Raw genomic sequence first — 17,222 nt, 5'->3', positions numbered from 1 at the left:
GCGCGGTCTTGCGTACGGTGCGGACGCCGTCGTCCGGATCACTCGACGGTGCGGCTCCGGGCCGGGGGCCGGATCGGTCGCTCGGCGGGCTTGTCCGGCAGGGGAGGGCCGCGTCGCTCGACGCGACGGCCTCTCACCGGGCCGGAGGGCGCCTCGCCTCACTGGTCACACCGGCATCACGGGCATCAGTGCACCAATCCGCACGAACGAGGGGGCGCATCGCACACATTTTCATGCGCCGGTGGCTTGCGCCGTGGCGCGCATCCCTCGTCAAGGTGAGTTGAGACCTCTTCGAGACCTGCGCGGCACGACAGGCTCATGCCGTCCACAACTTCACGACCTGGCCCATGAGCCGTCAACTGACTTGTTTTCCAAGGACATTGACGTCTTACGGCCATGCAGAAACGTGCCTGTCAATGCGTGCATATGCGGCCGCACCACCCCACCGCATGAGCCCTACTATCGGCTCGCCATGACAGCAGCAGGGAAGCACCAGGTGAGCCGCGCGGAAACCTCACGCCGAGGCAGCCGGCCGGGCCGGGCGGGCATCAGGGACGTGGCCGCCGCCGCCGGAGTCTCCATCACGACCGTCTCCGATGCCCTCAACGGCAAAGGCCGGCTCCCGGACGCCACCCGGCGCCATGTCCGCGAGGTGGCCGACCGGCTGGGATACCGCCCGTCGGCTGCCGCCCGGACCCTCCGTACCGGCAAGTCGGGCCTGATCGGCCTGACCGTGACGACCTACGGGGATGAACCTTTCACCTTCACCGAGTTCGCGTATTTCGCCGAGATGGCCCGGGCCGCCACCTCGGCCGCGCTCGCCCGCGGATACGCGCTCGTCATCCTCCCCGCGACCTCCCGCCACGACGTGTGGTCGAACGTCGCCCTGGACGGCACGGTCGTCATCGATCCCTCCGACCAGGATCCCGTCGTCAGCGAGCTGGTCCGCCAGGGTTTACCGGTGGTCAGCGACGGCCGCCCGGCCGGCTCCCTGCCGGTCACCGCCTGGGTCGACAACGACCACGAGGCCGCGGTCCTCGGCATCCTCGACCATCTCGCCGAAGCCGGAGCCCGGCGCATCGGGCTGCTCACCGGCACCACGACGGACACCTACACCCATCTGTCGACCACCGCCTACCTGCGGTGGTGCGAGCGCGTCGGCCAGGAACCGGTGTACGAGGCCTATCCGGCCCACGACCCGTGCGCGGGCGCCGTCGCCGCGGACCGCCTGCTGGCCCGGCCCGACCGGCCGGACGCCGTCTACGGCCTGTTCGACCCCAACGGCACGGATCTGCTCGCCGCCGCCCGCCGCTACGGGCTGCGCGTCCCCGAAGACCTGCTGCTGGTGTGCTGCAGCGAATCCACGGTGTATGCCAACACCGAGCCGCCCATCACCACCCTGTCGCTGAAACCCCGCCGCATCGGCACCGCGGTGGTGCAGCTGCTCATCGACGCGATCGAAGGGGTCGACTCCGACCGTCCGGTCGAGCAGGTCATACCGACCGAGCTGATCGTGCGCACCTCGTCCCAGCGGCGCCCGCCCCGCACGACCGTCAGCCCGCCGCGCGCACCCGAGGAGCGGTAGGCCCTTCCGCCCGGCGCACGCCCGGACCGGCGGGCCCTGCGCCCGCCCGCGCCGCGGCGTCACCGGGTGCCCTCGGCACCCCTCGGTGCCCTGCTCCACGGGGTCCGGAAGCCGTGTCCCGACCGGGTCCGGGCCGCACGACAGACTGAGGGCGGGCCGGGCACGGGAGGGGGGAAGAGCTCCTAATCCGGGCGAAAGCCGCGGCGGAGCCGAGTCCTGTGGCGATTCACCACCCCTGGGTCATCACATGGCGCGATCGGCATTCCTATGATGGGCGCACGACACCGCGGGCCGCTGCGACCAGGCAGTCCGAAGCGGTGCAGATGCGGCGCAATGGTGGAGGGGTCGATGACTCAGGGGGCCGGTCAGGGACCCGAGGTGCAGCGGACGGCGACGTTGCGCGACTTCCGGGTGCCCGCGTATGTGAACGAGGCCGGTCCGTTCGTCACCAGCACCCACCCCGCCGACCACCCCGCCGAGGCCGTGCCGCCGGCCGACGCGGGCTACCCCGCGCCCCCTGCCGCGTACCCCGACGGCTACACCCCCACCCAGCGCGACCTGCCCGTCATCCAGCGCGCGGACACCCTGCAGCCCGGACTGGACCCGTCCGGCCGGCCCACCTCCGGCCCCGGCCCCCTGTACGTCGTCGGTGACGTGCACGGGTACCTGGACGAGCTGGTCGCCGCGCTCCAGGAGCAGGGCCTCATCGACTCCTCGGGCCAGTGGTGCGCCGGCACGACGCGCCTGTGGTTCCTCGGCGACTTCACCGACCGCGGCCCGGACGGCGTGGGCGTCATCGACCTGGTGATGCGGCTGTCCGCCGAGGCGGCCGCGGCCGGCGGCTACTGCAAGGCGCTGATGGGCAACCACGAACTGCTGCTGCTGGGCGCCAAGCGCTTCGGGGACACTCCCGTCAACTCCGGCGCGGGCACCGCCACCTTCCAGGCGGCCTGGCTGCTCAACGGCGGCCAGAAGTCCGACATGGAGCGTCTGCAGGACCACCATCTGCAGTGGATGGCACGCCTCGACGCGGTCGAGGAGGTCGACGGCTATCTGCTGGTGCACTCCGACACCACCGCCTATCTCGACTACGGCTCCTCCATCGAAGAGGTCAACGACACCGTCCGCGAGACGCTCACCCGCAACGACGTGGACGAAGTCTGGGAGCTGTTCCGCAAATTCACCAAGCGTTTCGCCTTCCGCGACGAGGGCGGCGCCGATGCCGTGCGCTCGCTGCTGGATACGTACGGCGGCAACCGGATCGTTCACGGCCACAGCCCGATCCCGTATCTCCTCGGGGAAGTCGGCTCCGAGGACGGCGACGAATCCACCGGCCCGGTCGTGGAAGGCCCGCACGTCTACGCCGACGGCTTGGCCATCGCCATGGACGGCGGGGTGACCATGTCCGGGAAACTGCTGGTGCGCCGCCTTCCGCTGCACGGCTGACACCTGTTTCCCGCGACGCCCGGGCCCTTTTTCTCCTTCGGCTTTCCTCTTCGGGGGCCGAGACTTCACCCGTCATATGACGAGTGCCGGCATCCGCGCAGCTCAGTACCCAATTTGCGGAAACCCCCTGTCACCGCGCCCCGTTACGGCTCTACCATCGGCTTATCCGTAGCAGGCTCCCCTCCGTTTCTGCCCGACGGCTCGCAGGCATGCGAGCCCCAAGCCCTACGGAGCATCGGGGGATGCACATGAACAGCGTTCCGCAGCACCTGCTGAGCGAGGACCGGCTGGAATACGAGCGGATCCTCGATGAGGCGCTGCGCTCCGCGCCGCACCGCCCGGAGACGGCCGCCGCCGACCGGCGCCTCACCACCGAGCAGCTGCGCGCCATGGCGCTCAACGCCACGGCTCTCATCACGGCGGCCGCGGCCGCGGAATACCAGCACTACGTCAACGTTCGCGAGGAGCTGCGCCGTCCGTCCGGTGCGTCCGACCCCGGCGAGGCGTCCCCGGACCTCGGCCTGACGATCGGGGAGGTCGCCGAGTCGACCGGGGCGGGCGCCGGAGCGGTCGTCGCCGTGCTCGCTCCGGTGCTCGCGGTCATCGCCGCGGCGTTCTTCCTGCTCATCGGCTACCTGCTGCGGGCGCTCGACGCGGATGCGGCCATCGGTCAGACCCTGGTCACCGCCGGCTGGGTGTTCGGTGCGGTGGCCGCCGGAGCGATCCTCGTCGCCGCCGCCGGACTGCTGATCACCGCCCTGCGCAACCGCCCCTCGGCGTCGTCGGGCCCGTACACCGCAGCCGAGGAACGGGTGGCCCGGGCCCGGGACGCCTGGCGCGCCGCCCTGCTCGAACGCGGCATCCTGCCCTTTCTGCACGACGCGCTCAGCGACCCTGCAGCCACGGCGGACCTGCGGCCACGGCCGGACGCCGCGCAAGGCCGCATTCCTCACCTGGGATACGACCGGCCCGGCTTCAGCAGCCCGGACGACGGTGTGCCGAGCACCCGTCCGAGCTTCTCCAGCCCCGACTACACCAGCCCTGACTTCTCAGGGCCCGAGCACCGGACCGAGTGACCGGGTCGACTCACCGGGCCGGCTCACCAGGCCGAGTGACCGTCAGGACCTAGTGGCCGAGCCGGGGCGGCACCGCCCGATGCACGCACCAGGCGGCGGCGCCGCGGTACCGGCGTGGTCCGGCAGCAGCCCCCGATGCCACCGGACCCCGCACGGGCAGGGCCGGTCTCAGTCCGCGATCGGCAGGTAGACGCGGTTGCCCGCGGCCGCGAACTCCTTCGACTTGCGGGCCATGCCCTCCTCGATCTCGGCCTGCGTCATGCCGTGTTCCCGGCGGATGTCCTGCGAGATCTTCATCGAGCAGAGCATCATCAAAAACACCATATGCGCTACGGTCGCCCCAGCAGCCCAGACATGGACCAAGGGAGAACGCCGTGGGCAAGCGCGAAGACGTGATCAGCAAGCTGCGAGGCGCACCGGAGGGACTGCCGTCCGTCGAGGAGGTACGCGCCATGCTGGCCGCCGATCCCAACTTGAAGTGCGTTGTCTGCTATGCGCGGATCTCGTTTGACGGCCGGGTGAAGGACGCCCACGGCGTCGAGGACCAGCACCGGGACATGACGGAGACCGCTAGGAGGTTCGGGTGGCTGATCGTCTACCGCTACACGGATAACGACAAGAGCGCCAGCAAGGAAAACGTCGTTCGCGACGACTTCGAGCAGTTACTTGTCGACCTTGCGGCAGGTGTGACACCGGAGGGGTACCCGATCCACGGCGTTATGGCCGTGAACGACGACCGTCTGTACCGGCGCCCAAGCGACTGGGAGCGATACCTGAAGGCGTTCACCTCGCATGAGGGGCGCGTCTACCACGACTCGAACGGCATCCAGGACCTCTATGCCGAAGGGTTCGAGATCAAGGGACTTGTGGGAGTCGCCATGTCCCTCAGTGAGACCAGGAAGAAGCAGCGGAGGAGCCGTAACAGCCATCGCAGCCGGGCGATCCGTGGGAAGTCCGTTTCAGCGTGGCGCCCCTTCGGCTGGGAGGACGACAAGGTAACGCTGCGTCAGAACGAGGCCGACGCAATCCGGAAGGCCGTGCACGACGTGATCGCCGGCGCTTCCATCTCAGAGATCACGCGGCAATGGAAGGAGGCCGGATACGTCACAAGCCGCGGGAACCCCTTCCAGTACCAGACCGTCAAGCAGATCCTGATGAACGCACGGCTCTGCGGGTATCGCGAGATCAAGGGGGAGCTTGTCCGCGATGGCGATGACCAGCCGATCGTGGGCGAGTGGGAGCCCATCATCACTCCGAAGCAGTGGTTCGCCGTCACGGCCAAGATCAGGGAACGGGGCGGCGGGACTGGAATGCCACGCGGTGGCTTGGTCCACAAGTACCTACTGACCGGCATCCTGCGCTGCGGAAGCGTCCTGGAGGACGGCACTGTCTGCAACAACAAGATGATCGGGATCAAGGCGAACGACTGGCTCAAATACGAGCACGCCTACATGTGCAAGAAGACAGTAGACGGTGGCTGCAACAAGACCTACAAGCGTGGCGACAAGACAGACAGCGTTATCGAGGAACTGGTGATCGCCAAGCTGGAACGGGACGCGGCGACCAAGGCCCAGGAAGTACCCGACTGGGACAAGGCTGATGCACTGGAACGTGCTCTGAAGAGCCGTAGGGAGCTTGAACGCCGCTGGCACGATGACGAAGACACGGACATCGACGACGAGACGTTCTTCCGCAACCTCCCCATCCTCGAGCGTCGGATCAAGGAACTGCGCGCCGACCAGAGGGCGCACGAGGCGTTGAAGGCGGAGGCCGAGGAGGCCACGGGGGACATCAGGAAGTCGTGGGGGTCGAAGACACTCACGCAGAAGCGGGAGGCGATCAAGAAGGTACTGAGTGCAGTGATCGCCGTACCTGGCGGGAAGGGCAACAAGACGTTCGATCCGGACCTGCTCAAGCCCGTATGGCGGACCTCCGAATGAGCTGAAGTCCCAGGATCTCCCCCACACTCCGTAGTTGTTCGTCGGAGAGTGGGGGAGAGTCACGTAGCTGTCGATCAATCCATGCCTGCATTGCCGCCTGCTCTCGGTCTGTGTTGCTCGGTTTCCTCCGTGTCGCGCTCAGGCAGCATCACCACCAGCGCGGAGGGATTCGGCCGCCACCGTGCGGTTGAGGGCTATGTCCTCTGCTACTCCAGCTGCGATGAGTGCGGCGCCGGGAGTGTGGCCTGAGCCGACGTAGCGCCAGTGCCGTTCGGTGACTGCGTCGGGTATGTCGGTATGACCCACGTGATGGACGCGTTCGGCGTGGAGTGCTGCGTACGTCGTCGAGTAGGCGCGGGATTTGGTGAGGATGTGCCCCCGGTAGCCGAGGGTGTGAGTCCAGTCCCGGAGCCGGAGGGGCGCGTACTCGGGGAGTCCGCCAAGGCGCCAGCAGGTGCGCATGAGGGTGCGGACATGTTCGCTCACGGGTGCCGACTCGATGTCGGCCCAGGCCGATAGCGCGTGGTCGAGGCCGGCGCCTGTCTCGCTCGCTCCCTTGGTGACGTACTTGGCCACGTAGGCGGCTACCGCGTCATCGTCGGGTCCGTCGCCGTCGGTACGCAGGGGCCGGGCGTCGACCTGTGCGCCCCAGCGCAAGGTCAGCTCGCCCACGGCCGGGCTGTAGGGGGTGCGGACCATGACCCGCCGGGCGGAGGCGTGCACGGCGCCGATGAGCTGGTCTGGAGTGCTCCAGGCCGGGGGCTCGTCGGCGGGTCCGTTCGGGCCGTCGAGGCGGACGACGGCGTGCACGTGGACGGCCGCGCGTTTCTGGTACTCGGCGACGCGGGCGAAGGACAGCCGGGCGTGGCGGGCGAAGTGGGACTGTACGAGGCCAACAGCGGAGGCGAGGCGCCGCCGCACGTCGATGACGAACCGGTCCCACAGCTTGGATGCGTGTGCGTGCCACAGCACGTGGGCGACGTAGTCGTAGCAGTCGGGGCAGAGTGGTTGTCCGACGATTGCAGCGTCCGGCGCATGGACGGCGCCGCAGCCGAGGGGACGGCCGTGTTCGCAGGTTCCGCCGTCGCGGCGGGGACGACATAGCTCCTCGGCTCGATGGACCGGGCCGAAGGACGGGGCGGTAAGGGTGACGAAGAGCCGGGGGTGCGTGCGGACGGCGGTGGGGACGTTCTTGCCGCCGAGGATGCCAGCGCGGACGAGATGGTAGGTGTCTCCTGCGTGGAGGCGGGAACAGGCCGGGCACACGGTCGCGCGCCGGTTGCGGCAGCGGACCAGGAGGCGTTCACCAGGCTCGTGACGGGTGTCGTAGTGGTGGAGGATTTCGCCGGTTGTGCCGTCCAGGGTGGTGGTGAAGCCGGAGAGGTGGATGGGATGGGAGCAACCGCCGGTGGCGGTGATCTGCTCCAGCCGACGGCCGAACTTGGGGTCTTGGGCGAGGCGGATGGCGTCGCGGTCTGCTTCGGAAAGCTGACGCAGGCGCGCCGCACGGTCCAGGGCGGCGCGCCGGTCAGTCGGTGTGATCTGCGGGGTGATGGTGGCGACCTTCCGGAATGGACCGCCGTAGCGGCCGGGTGGGTGATGGGCGGTGCGTCGTGAGTCATGGAGATCACCTCCGTTGTGTGGTCGGGTGGGGGTAGGTCAGCGGATGGTTCCAGTGCCCCGGCAGACACGGCAGCGCCGCTGTCGTCCGGTCCAGGTGCGGCGAGCTCCGTCGCCCTTGCAGTGGGGGCACCTCACGCGGGGCATGGGCATGCTGCTGTGTCCTTTCTGTCAGGGGTGGGAGAAGCCGTTGATCAGCCAGGTGACGAGGCCGTGGATGGTGAAGAACACAGGGGTCTGGCCGAGGTAGAGGCCGAAGAGGCCGACGCAGACTGCTTCCCAGACGCGCACGTCGCGGGAGCGGACGAGGAGGACGGTGATGATCCCGAAGATCACCGCGAACGTGAATGCCGCACCTTCATTGATCACTTGTCCTCCCCTTCCAGCGCCGCAAGGGCACGGTTCAGGCTGGGCAGTTCAGGAGTGATCGCCGCGTACTTCTTCGTGATCGCCACGGCCTCTTCGGTGGGGGTGAGATGGGAACGGGCGCGGCTCCAGCCGCCGTCCGGCCCGGTGCACACGGCCACGCCGCGTTCCTCTGCTGTGATCGACTGGGCGACGGCCACGGCGTCCTTGTTCAGGTCGCCCAGGGTCATCTCGGCGGTACCGGGGTCGTTGACGCGGTGGCAGATCCGGCCGCCGAGCTGGGCTCGCAGGGCGGTGACGCCGGGGCCCAGGTCGGAGCCGACGCGTTGGCCGGCCACGACCAGGTGCATCCCCAGCGCGGCCCCGAGCTGGGCCAGTCGCAGCAGCAGCGTGGAGCACTGTTCTGCTTCTGCCTTGCTGTCGCGGGTGCCGTCCGACAGGTACAGTTCGGCGATCTCATCGATGATCACGACGACCGGCACCGGCCGTAGCTGCTTGGGAAGCTCCCAGATCGAGCGGACCCCGGCCGAGCGGCAGGCGTTCATCCGGTCCTGCATGTCGACCACCAGCGCGGAGAGCACGGCGACCGCTTCCCTGCGGCAGGTCGCCAGCGCGCTGAGCCGTCCTGCGAACAGGCCCAGTTCCATGCCGCCCTTGCAGTCGATGCCGACCAGGGCCACCGGCTGCCCAGCAAGCTGGGTGATCAGCCGGGCCAGCAACGTGGACTTGCCCGAGCGGGTGGCTCCGGCAATCAGCCAGTGCGGCACGAGCCGCAGGTTCATCACCCACGCCCCGCCGGCCTCCAGCACGCCGATCAGCGCGGAGAGGAGTTCGGCCGGGGCCGTGGCCAAGCCGGGCCGCTCCAAAGGGTCCGTGGCTGTTGCCGTCAGCAGGACGAGCCCGCGTTCCGGCGAGGTGACCCGCACTGCGTGCACCTTCCACGCGTGCACAAACGCGTCCGCCGCCTTCAGGTACGTCGCCGGGGTCTGGCCCGCGTGCAGGCGCACGACCACGGTCAGCCCCATACGGGTGGCGCGCGGGAAGGAGATCCGCGGAGCCACCGGCCGCAGCGGATCGCCCTTCACCACCAGGTCCCCGAGCAGCCCGCGCGGCGAGCGTCGGGAGACGGTGAGGTCATTGAGCAGGGCGACCCTGCGCCAGGTGAACACCACCCGGCACGCGGCGGCCGGGTAACCCACGAGGTACCAGTGCCAGACCGGACGGTGCCGGCGCACCAGGTCACCGACCACCAGCACCCAGGCCAGCACGGCGAGTGCAAGGGCAAGCAGGAGCGGTCCCATCAGGCGCCACCGCCCTTGCCGAGTGCCGCCGTCGGGCCGGGCATGGGGGTGATGGCGTCAGCGCGGAAGCTGACGCCGTGCCGCTCGCCCATCGACCAGACGAACGCCGTCAGCCCGGTGACCTTGACGATCTGTCCTTCCTCGATGCCTTTGGGCTCACCGGTTACGGCGATCTCGATGACGGAGATTCGCCGTCGGTCCTGTCGCACGGTGACGGCGACGGTATAGACCGGGTTGCCGTCCCGGTCCTTCTTCACCTCCTGTGTCTCGGGGTTGCTGATCTTCACTTCCGGCGCGATGGCGCACCGCAGTACGCCCAGCCGTGATGTGTCCACGGGAATGGACTGCATTTCTTCGGCCTCCCTGGCCAGTCGAGAACGCCAGACACATTCTGACGTCACTTGTCCTTACGAGCTACGACTATGAGGCCCTGCGCGGCGAGGACGCAACCACTTATGCTGACGAGTGATGTCGCGCGTGCGACGTGCCTACGACCCGGAGATAAGTCGATGTCGGAGATCCAGCGCCCCGGAGCCCTCTATCAGCAGGTGGCCGCCGCGATCAGAGAAGCGATCCTCACAGGCGAATTCGCTCCCGACTCCCTGCTGCCGTCCGAAGCGCAGCTCATGGCTCGCTACGGTGTCTCCCGCCCCACCGTCCGCAACGCGATCGCCGCACTGCGCGCCGAGGGCCTGATCGATGTGCGCCACGGCAAGGGCAGCTTCGTACGCTCCAGCAGGCAGCCTGTCCTCACTGTCGAACGCCGCATCGGCCGTACCGCCGAGGGCAAGTTCGTGATGCCCAATGGCGACGTCTGGCAGGAGGCCGAGGAACCAAGCACCTACCGCACCCACACCACCAAGGACACCGGCCGGCTGCTTCAACTCGATGAGGAAGAAGCATTGTTCGGCTGCGATCGGTTGCTCATCGACCCCAACACCGGGACGCGCGCCATGCACCGCATCCTGATCCCCTTCGAAACCGCCGAGGCTGTCCCGCTGCTCGGCAAGGAGCCGTGCAAGCCTCCGGAAGCGATTTACTGGGTACTCACCCAGGCCGGACACAAGCTGTCGTGGACCGAGACGGTACGCGCCCGTATGCCGCTGCCCGACGAACGCATCGTGCTCCAGCTTCCCGACGCGACTCCGATCCTGCACCTGGCCCGCCTCACACACGGCACCGGCGACCGCCCCTTGATCCTCGAGGAGCTGCGCATCGGCGCAGACCGTGCCGAACTCGCCTACCGGATCACTGCCGACAAACAGCCTGCCTGACGCGCCCACGCCTGAGCAGTGACCGGCATCGGTCGAAACCGCCTTCACTTCCTCAAGGGCGCGCCTGCGGCGCGCCGGGCCGCCCGGCCGCCCCGGCCGGGCGTGCGGCGTGGCCGCCGATCCCGTCCGGTCGCCGGACGCCCCACACCGCAGCCAGCCAGAGAATCCGCAGCACCGACCGGCCGTCGCAGGCCAAGGCGTGGTGGGCTGGGGGTCGCCGGCCTCCGAGACTTTACGCAGCTCCCATGGGGCGAGCCTCGAAGAACAGGGGGCCCATCGGGCACAATCGCGGGCAGGTCCGCTACCTGCCCGATTCGCCGGGCCAGCGTAAGGCCCCCTGTTCCCTCGCCCCATGGCAGCTACTGCCCAAAGTCTCTCCGGCCGGCGACGTGCCCACGTACCGCGCTCACCAGCGAAAGCATTTCTCACGCGGCACCGCCACCACCGTCGGCGAGCCCCTCCAGGAGTCCGGCAAGCCGATCCACTGCGTCCGGCCAGCCCGCCAGCCGCACGAGCCCTCGTCCGTCCTCACCCGTCGAGGCGACCGCCCGCACAGCCGGCAGCTCGAAGCCCGCGCCCAGAAGCGCCCGGTTCAACCGGTCGGCGACCTTCCGGGCCTCCCGCCAGCCCGCCACGTAGTCGACCCCCGGCACCCACAGGCCGTGGCCGACGCCCATCACGTCGTCGAGGTCATCGCTCAGCCAGCTCTCACCCGAGCCAGTCACCTTGCCCACCTCTGCCCTGATCTAGGTAACGAGTCATCAACTCCCTTTGGCCCAGGGCAGACGAGCAGCACGACAGCCCCGGTACCATCAGGCACCGGGAACCGCCGTGTTCCCAGCCGGGCCACCCTCTTCGCTTTCCAGGGCTGATGGGGTGGCCCGGTCTCGGTATGTGGTTGTCAGGCGCGGTCCCTCAGCCGGGAGGGGAGCTCCCATGACCGGAGGGACCGCGCCCGCGGCCGGAGCTGGTCGAACTCCGGCCGGTGTCCGATCCGCCGCCTGCTCCCGATCGCGAGGGAGCACATCGCAGGCGGCGGATCGGAGATCATCAGCGCGGCCTGTGCTCAGCCCCCGCCATCCAGATCGAAGCGGCACCAAACCGTCTTGCCGCCCCCGTCCTCCGGTGTCCACCACACCGACGTGGCCAGTCGCTGAGCGATGAGCAGCCCGCGCCCGGTCTCCGGCAACACCGCCTCGGACAGCTCTCCCACCAGCCCCGGCGAGAAGGTCTCACCCACCGGGAGCAAGGGAGGCGTCGAGTCCTCATCGGCAACACCGATGAACAGCCACTTCGGCCACACCTTGAAGATCACGTCGATACGCCGGCAACCACCCGGACGGGCCAGATGCCGATCCGGCACCGCGTGGTTCACCACGTTTCCGACCAGCTCCGAAACAACCAGCCGGGCATCATCCACTACGCCACTGGCACCCGTGCCCCGAAGGAACTCAGCCGTCTGGTCCCGTGCGATGCGTGCCGCGTTTCCGCACTCGGCGAAGAGCGTCAGTGTCAGGTAATGCCCCGTGGAGGACGCATCCGGCGCCACGAACCAGTGGGCGTATGCGTCCAACTCACTCGCCAGACGCTTGGCTTTCCCCGCATCCATCACGTTCCCTTCCGAGCCTGAGACAGCCCTCACGACACCGCTTGCCGCATGCAGGCCAGTACACGGCGGAAGGCCGCTGACCGGGAGCGTTCACCAGGGGGTTCACGTGAACACCGACAAACGCAAAGGGGGTTCACCAATGAACCCCCCAGCGAGAGCCTGCTGTGACACGATGAACACTCGCCGTCATTCTCGGGTTGGCAGGGGAGCATGAACCGAGAGCCGAACGCGCAGTTGATCGCCGTCATGGACGAGGCGAAAGTCTCGAACAAAGGCCTTGCCAAACGAATGAGAGATGCCGCAGACCAGCGAGGCATCAAGCTCGGAACGACACATGTCTCAGTGCAGCGCTGGCGAAACGGCGCCGGTATCCAGCCCCAGACCGCGGCGATCATGGCGGACGTGCTCAGCTCGAAGCTGGGCCGCCGCGTCACGCCGACTGATCTCGGGTTCTTCGACCACAGCCGGCCGACCGCCCCGGAGCCCGTGAATTACCCGAGCGCGGTCCCTGACGTTCTGTCCATGCTGGACGGACTCGCCCAAGAGCGCGCCGAGGAGGCGGTCACCGATCGACTGGTCGTAGCAGACGCCGACCTCAGCACCACTGTCCTCTCCTGGATGATCGCGCGCCCTGACGGCATCCAGGCCGACCGACCCGCTCGTCAACGAGTCGGCATGCGAGACGTGCGTGCGATCAGGGACGCAGCGGCCACGTTCATGCAGCTCGACTTCAAGTACGGCGGAGGCCACGGCCACCGAGCCTTACGCCACTACTTCCGCCATGAGGTCCTGCCGCTGCTCAATGCCAGCTACAGCGAGAAGGTGGGCCATGCGCTGTTCAGCGCCGCCGCCGAGGTGTCCCAGTTGCTGGCGTGGACCGCGTACGACATCGGCAACCACCGACTCGCCCACCGCTACCTCACCTCCACACTGCGCCTGTCCCAGGTCATCGACGACCGCATGTTCGGCGCCCGCATCCTCGGCAACCTCAGCCACCAGGCCAACTATCTGGGCAACCACACCCAAGCCATCCAACTCGCCCGTGCTGCCGTCGAGGGCGCCAAAGGCCGAGCCACCCCACGCGCCATGGCGAACTACTGGGCCATGGAAGCCCGAGCTCTGTCCAACGCAGGCGACCGCACCGGGGCCGGCCACGCCATGAACCAGGCCGAACGGCACTTCGAGCAAGCCGACACCGCCGACGACCCCACATGGCTGAGCTACTTCGACGAAGCCGAACTCCTGGGTGAGTTCTGCCACTGCTTCCGCGACCTGAAAATGCGCAGGGAAGCCGTCGAGCATGCACAACGCGCCGTCGACAGCACCGACCCCCAGTACGCCCGCACCCTCGGTTTCTGCCGCATGGTGCTCGCCCAGAGCCAGCTACTGAACGGCGATTTGGAAGCCGCCATCGCCACCGCAAGCCTTGCCGTGGACGGTGGCGACTCCCTCCAGTCCTCACGCTTCCAGCGTTATGTCACCGACTTCCAGGCGGAAGTCAGCGAGCATGCGCCCCATCCCGCCGTCGTCACCTTCAACGAGCAAGTCAGCGAAGCACTCGCCCGCCTGGACGACGAGGACGAGTAACAGCTATCGCGGTCGCCAATCACGCGGCGCATCATCGTCGCGCAGGGCGGCGATACGCCGACGGTACTCGTCCGCCGTCTCCTGATCCTCCTGCACGTTCTGCATGAGCCACGTCGTCATGCTGAACTCTTGGAGCCGCCGAAGCGTGTCGTATCCGTACCAGTCGTACAGGTCCCGCCCATACGCCCGGACGAAGTCGGCGTACTGTTCATCGGTCTGCCACCCAAGACTGTGATGCTCCACCGCCGTGACCATCAGATCCCACTCGGGGTGGTCGAAGCAGAAGGCTTCGAAGTCGATCAGAACCGCCTCGTTCCGCTCGTTCACCATGAGGTTCTGCACGTGAGCGTCACCGTGCACCGGTCCCTTGGGCGTCTCGAACCTCAGCTCTCCGAATTGGTCGTGCAGCTCACGCCAACGCTTGCGAAGGAACACCCTGTCGTCGTCCGGGATCGCAGCTCGGCTGATCCGCAGTTCTTGCTTGTCGAAAGGGTCGAACGACGGCAGCTCAAGCCCGGCCGGCAGCGTCATGGAGTGCAAGTCACGCAGGACGCTGCCCAGCTCCCCATAGGTTGCCTTGCGGTCACCCTCCACGATGAGGTGCCAGAAGGTCACTGGGTGGCCCTCGACCAACAACGGCTGCTCCAGGTCGTCGACGACGCGTGCGGCCGGAAACCCTTCCGCAGCAAGCCATCGAGACACCCCTACCTCAGTGCGCGCCTTCGGCAGGTACTCCTCACCACGGGCAACGCGCACGACCACCGGGACCGAGGCCAGCCGAAACAGCGCGTTCTCCCCGAGGCGGATGAGCTCAGCGTCTCTGTCATCCAACCCAGCTACTCGGCACGCGGCACTCATCACCCGTGCAGCCTCCGCTGACGTGAACCCCTCATCCGACCGAGCAGCGTCAACCGCCATGCCCGCACCAGCTCCCCTAGTCGCGCGCGATCAACCGGCACACGACTAGAGGTGACCAACCCCGACGTGTACCAGACACGACCCGACGGTACCTACCGCAGAGATAGCAGGGCGAGAGCACATCAAGGACGACCATGATCCGCGTTCAGCAGAGCCTTATCTCTGCCAACCCACGACAGAGTCAGACGGCCTGTCGCCATGTGCGACCACCCCTCTCACTTCTCGACCGAGCCTCTGCTGCGGATCACACCCATGACGCTGCAACCGTACCGGCCGCCACTGACGATCCGGAGAGGCACCTGAACCGGGACGAGGTCGAGCCGAGTCGCTGGTTGTACAGAGCCGTCTTGCTTGGGACTCGTTGCCGAACAAGTCGTCGGCCCTCCATCTTGATTCAGATGGAGGGCCGACGATCATCGGAACCGCCGCTCTTACGGGCAGATGTGCATCAGTGCCTCAGTCGACGATCGGCAGGTACAGCCGGTGCCCCGCCTCCGCGAACTCCCTGGACTTCTGCATCATCCCCTCGGCGACCTCCTCGGCCGTCGCCCCTTCAGCCACGTCGCCGGCGAACTTCTTTGTGATGCTTTGGCTAATTTTCATCGAGCAGAACTTCGGGCCGCACATCGAGCAGAAGTGGGCCGTCTTGGCGGGTTCCGCCGGGAGGGTCTGGTCGTGGAACTCCCGTGCCGTGTCCGGATCGAGGGCCAGGTTGAACTGGTCCTCCCACCGGAACTCGAAACGGGCATCGGACAACGCGTCGTCCCACGCCTGGGCACCCGGGTGCCCCTTGGCGAGGTCGGCGGCATGCGCAGCGATCTTGTAGGTGATCACGCCGGTCTTCACGTCGTCCCGGTCGGGCAGGCCCAGGTGCTCCTTCGGGGTGACGTAGCAGAGCATGGCCGTCCCCCACCAGGCGATCATCGCGGCCCCGATGCCGGAGGTGATGTGGTCATACGCGGGGGCGATGTCGGTGGTCAGCGGGCCGAGCGTGTAGAAGGGGGCTTCGTCGCAGATCTCCTGCTGCAGGTCGATGTTCTCCTTGATCTTGTGCATCGGGACATGGCCCGGACCCTCGATCATGGTCTGGACCTCGAAGCGCCGGGCGACGCGCCCGAGTTCGCCGAGCGTGCGCAGCTCCGCGAACTGCGCCTCGTCATTGGCGTCCGCGATGCTGCCGGGCCGCAGCCCGTCCCCCAGCGAGAAGGTCACGTCGTAGGCGGCGAGGATCTCGCACAATTCCTCGAAGTGCTCGTAGAGGAAGGACTCCTTGTGGTGCGCCAGGCACCAGGCCGCCATGATCGAGCCACCCCGGGAGACGATGCCCGTCTTGCGGTGTGCCGTCAGCGGCACATAGGCCAGACGCACCCCGGCGTGCACCGTCATGTAGTCCACGCCCTGCTCGGCCTGTTCGATGACCGTGTCCTTGTAGATCTCCCAGGTCAGTTCCTCGGCCTTGCCACCGACCTTCTCCAGTGCCTGGTAGAGCGGCACCGTGCCGATGGGGACCGGAGAATTGCGCAGCACCCACTCGCGGGTGGTGTGGATGTTGCGGCCTGTGGACAGATCCATGACGGTGTCGGCGCCCCAGCGGGTGGCCCAGGTCATCTTCTCGACCTCCTCCTCGATGGAGGAGGTGATCGCGGAGTTGCCGATGTTGGCGTTGACCTTCACCAGGAACCGCTTGCCGATGATCATCGGCTCGGTCTCGGGGTGGTTGACGTTGGCCGGCAGCACGGCCCGGCCCGCCGCGATCTCCTCGCGGACGACCTCCGGAGAGACGTTCTCCCGGAGCGCCACGAACTCCATCTCCGGGGTGATCTCACCGCGCCGTGCATACGCCAGCTGGGTCACCGCCCGGCCGTCGCGGCCACGCCGCGGCTGCCGCGGCCGGCCGGGGAACACGGCGTCGAGGTTGCGCAGTCCCCCGCGTGGCGAGGTGTGCCTGATGCCGTCGTCCTCGGGCCGTACCGGACGGCCCGGATACTCCTCGGTGTCGCCACGGGCGATGATCCAGTTCTGCCGCAGCGGCGCCAATCCCCGGCGGACATCGGTGTCGACGTGCGGATCGGTGTACGGGCCCGAGGTGTCGTACAGCGACACCGAGCTGCCGTTGGTCAAGTGCACCTGACGGACCGGCACCCGGATGTCGGGGCGTGAGCCCTCGATGTATGCCTTGTGCCAGCCGATGGACTTCCCGGCCTCTCCCTGGGCATGGGACTGCGCCCCGTCGGGGGACGTCTGGGCGGAGGCAGGCGTGCTTACGTCCTTGTTGGTCATGAGACCTACTCCCTACGCCGGCATTACCCGGTAACAGGTTCGGCGGTCGACGCAGCGGTTACCGTCTGCCGATGTCTGTCGATGGACCATCGCTGTTCCACGTGAAACATCGCGAAGACGGAGGTCAGCGCCCTCTCAGCCCGGTGCTCCGAGCTCCCGCGTGTGCAAAAGGTGCCTCCACGCTAGCGTCATGCACAGCGTGCTGAACAGTGGGCCCTCC

General features: G+C 67.8%; 15 protein-coding genes and 1 riboswitch. Of the genes, 6 read left to right on the top strand and 9 right to left on the bottom strand.

Going from position 1 to position 17,222, the window contains the following annotated elements; translation table 11 throughout:
• Nucleotides 1–472 precede the first annotated feature (472 nt).
• From OG899_RS13755 to OG899_RS13745, 3 genes are all read left to right on the top strand, one after another.
• Nucleotides 473–1,585, top strand: a complete 1,113-nt coding sequence (locus OG899_RS13755; RefSeq protein ID WP_125496726.1) for a LacI family DNA-binding transcriptional regulator — start codon at nucleotides 473–475, stop codon at nucleotides 1,583–1,585.
• A gap of 348 nt (nucleotides 1,586–1,933) precedes the next feature.
• The gene (locus OG899_RS13750) at nucleotides 1,934–3,031 is read left to right on the top strand and encodes a metallophosphoesterase (protein ID WP_168131820.1); all 1,098 of its coding nucleotides are present in this window, start codon (nucleotides 1,934–1,936) and stop codon (nucleotides 3,029–3,031) included.
• 242 nt (nucleotides 3,032–3,273) lie between these two features.
• On the top strand, nucleotides 3,274–4,107 hold the full coding sequence (locus tag OG899_RS13745; protein ID WP_406311043.1) for a hypothetical protein: 834 nt from the start codon (nucleotides 3,274–3,276) through the stop codon (nucleotides 4,105–4,107).
• A gap of 168 nt (nucleotides 4,108–4,275) precedes the next feature.
• Here OG899_RS13745 and OG899_RS13740 read toward each other — a convergent pair whose 3' ends face one another.
• The gene (locus tag OG899_RS13740) at nucleotides 4,276–4,431 is read right to left on the bottom strand and encodes a hypothetical protein (RefSeq protein ID WP_406311203.1); all 156 of its coding nucleotides are present in this window, start codon (nucleotides 4,429–4,431) and stop codon (nucleotides 4,276–4,278) included.
• A gap of 50 nt (nucleotides 4,432–4,481) precedes the next feature.
• On the opposite strand from OG899_RS13740, the gene OG899_RS13735 reads away from it, so the two are divergent.
• The gene (locus tag OG899_RS13735; protein ID WP_229814470.1) at nucleotides 4,482–6,047 is read left to right on the top strand and encodes a recombinase family protein; all 1,566 of its coding nucleotides are present in this window, start codon (nucleotides 4,482–4,484) and stop codon (nucleotides 6,045–6,047) included.
• Nucleotides 6,048–6,185: 138 nt separating this feature from the next.
• Here OG899_RS13735 and OG899_RS13730 read toward each other — a convergent pair whose 3' ends face one another.
• From OG899_RS13730 to OG899_RS13715, 4 genes are all read right to left on the bottom strand, one after another.
• Complete coding sequence (locus tag OG899_RS13730; RefSeq protein WP_168131852.1) at nucleotides 6,186–7,544, bottom strand: replication initiator; 1,359 nt, start codon at nucleotides 7,542–7,544, stop codon at nucleotides 6,186–6,188.
• 294 nt (nucleotides 7,545–7,838) lie between these two features.
• Entirely contained in the window at nucleotides 7,839–8,036 is a 198-nt protein-coding gene (locus OG899_RS13725; RefSeq protein ID WP_168131822.1) for a hypothetical protein, read from the bottom strand.
• Nucleotides 8,033–9,334, bottom strand: coding sequence for an FtsK/SpoIIIE domain-containing protein (locus tag OG899_RS13720; RefSeq protein ID WP_168131823.1), 1,302 nt, complete (start codon nucleotides 9,332–9,334; stop codon nucleotides 8,033–8,035). The genes OG899_RS13725 and OG899_RS13720 overlap by 4 nt, the downstream gene beginning before the upstream one ends.
• Nucleotides 9,334–9,684, bottom strand: coding sequence for a hypothetical protein (locus tag OG899_RS13715; RefSeq protein WP_168131824.1), 351 nt, complete (start codon nucleotides 9,682–9,684; stop codon nucleotides 9,334–9,336). The genes OG899_RS13720 and OG899_RS13715 overlap by 1 nt, the downstream gene beginning before the upstream one ends.
• Nucleotides 9,685–9,843: 159 nt before the next feature.
• Here OG899_RS13715 and OG899_RS13710 point away from each other — a divergent pair, with 159 nt between their 5' ends.
• Nucleotides 9,844–10,608, top strand: coding sequence for a GntR family transcriptional regulator (locus OG899_RS13710; protein WP_168131825.1), 765 nt, complete (start codon nucleotides 9,844–9,846; stop codon nucleotides 10,606–10,608).
• Between the two features lie 425 nt (nucleotides 10,609–11,033).
• On the opposite strand, the gene OG899_RS13705 is transcribed toward OG899_RS13710, so the two are convergent.
• Together OG899_RS13705 and OG899_RS13700 are read right to left on the bottom strand one after the other, a co-directional pair.
• On the bottom strand, nucleotides 11,034–11,333 hold the full coding sequence (locus OG899_RS13705; RefSeq protein WP_168131826.1) for a hypothetical protein: 300 nt from the start codon (nucleotides 11,331–11,333) through the stop codon (nucleotides 11,034–11,036).
• Between the two features lie 341 nt (nucleotides 11,334–11,674).
• Nucleotides 11,675–12,217: an ATP-binding protein gene (locus OG899_RS13700; RefSeq protein WP_168131827.1), complete on the bottom strand. Its 543-nt coding sequence runs from the start codon at nucleotides 12,215–12,217 to the stop codon at nucleotides 11,675–11,677.
• Between the two features lie 210 nt (nucleotides 12,218–12,427).
• On the opposite strand from OG899_RS13700, the gene OG899_RS13695 reads away from it, so the two are divergent.
• Complete coding sequence (locus OG899_RS13695; protein WP_168131828.1) at nucleotides 12,428–13,804, top strand: sporulation protein; 1,377 nt, start codon at nucleotides 12,428–12,430, stop codon at nucleotides 13,802–13,804.
• Nucleotides 13,805–13,807: 3 nt separating this feature from the next.
• Here OG899_RS13695 and OG899_RS13690 read toward each other — a convergent pair whose 3' ends face one another.
• Together OG899_RS13690 and thiC are read right to left on the bottom strand one after the other, a co-directional pair.
• The gene (locus OG899_RS13690; protein ID WP_168131829.1) at nucleotides 13,808–14,722 is read right to left on the bottom strand and encodes an aminoglycoside phosphotransferase family protein; all 915 of its coding nucleotides are present in this window, start codon (nucleotides 14,720–14,722) and stop codon (nucleotides 13,808–13,810) included.
• A gap of 456 nt (nucleotides 14,723–15,178) precedes the next feature.
• Nucleotides 15,179–17,002 (bottom strand): phosphomethylpyrimidine synthase ThiC, encoded by a 1,824-nt coding sequence (gene thiC, locus OG899_RS13685; protein ID WP_168131830.1) that lies wholly within the window; start codon nucleotides 17,000–17,002, stop codon nucleotides 15,179–15,181.
• A riboswitch (TPP riboswitch) is annotated at nucleotides 16,995–17,172 on the bottom strand. Its footprint overlaps the gene before it by 8 nt.
• Between the last annotated feature and the right edge of the window lie 50 nt (nucleotides 17,173–17,222).

Source organism: Streptomyces thermoviolaceus (assembly GCF_045209695.1).
GTDB classification, from domain to species: Bacteria; Actinomycetota; Actinomycetes; order Streptomycetales; family Streptomycetaceae; genus Streptomyces; species Streptomyces thermoviolaceus.
The sequence above is the reverse complement of the archived record's forward strand: the minus strand, read 5'-3'. Positions and strand labels throughout refer to the sequence as shown.

What these genes read in the sequence shown, in the direction of transcription:
- OG899_RS13720 (WP_168131823.1), bottom strand. Translation starts at nt 9,334, where the DNA reads ATGGGACCGCTCCTGCTTGCCCTTGCACTCGCCGTGCTGGCCTGGGTG.
- OG899_RS13700 (WP_168131827.1), bottom strand. Translation starts at nt 12,217, where the DNA reads ATGGATGCGGGGAAAGCCAAGCGTCTGGCGAGTGAGTTGGACGCATAC.
- OG899_RS13740 (WP_406311203.1), bottom strand. Translation starts at nt 4,431, where the DNA reads ATGGTGTTTTTGATGATGCTCTGCTCGATGAAGATCTCGCAGGACATC.
- OG899_RS13755 (WP_125496726.1), top strand. Translation starts at nt 473, where the DNA reads ATGACAGCAGCAGGGAAGCACCAGGTGAGCCGCGCGGAAACCTCACGC.
- OG899_RS13715 (WP_168131824.1), bottom strand. Translation starts at nt 9,684, where the DNA reads ATGCAGTCCATTCCCGTGGACACATCACGGCTGGGCGTACTGCGGTGC.
- thiC (WP_168131830.1), bottom strand. Translation starts at nt 17,002, where the DNA reads ATGACCAACAAGGACGTAAGCACGCCTGCCTCCGCCCAGACGTCCCCC.
- OG899_RS13690 (WP_168131829.1), bottom strand. Translation starts at nt 14,722, where the DNA reads ATGGCGGTTGACGCTGCTCGGTCGGATGAGGGGTTCACGTCAGCGGAG.
- OG899_RS13710 (WP_168131825.1), top strand. Translation starts at nt 9,844, where the DNA reads ATGTCGGAGATCCAGCGCCCCGGAGCCCTCTATCAGCAGGTGGCCGCC.
- OG899_RS13745 (WP_406311043.1), top strand. Translation starts at nt 3,274, where the DNA reads ATGCACATGAACAGCGTTCCGCAGCACCTGCTGAGCGAGGACCGGCTG.
- OG899_RS13695 (WP_168131828.1), top strand. Translation starts at nt 12,428, where the DNA reads ATGAACCGAGAGCCGAACGCGCAGTTGATCGCCGTCATGGACGAGGCG.
- OG899_RS13750 (WP_168131820.1), top strand. Translation starts at nt 1,934, where the DNA reads ATGACTCAGGGGGCCGGTCAGGGACCCGAGGTGCAGCGGACGGCGACG.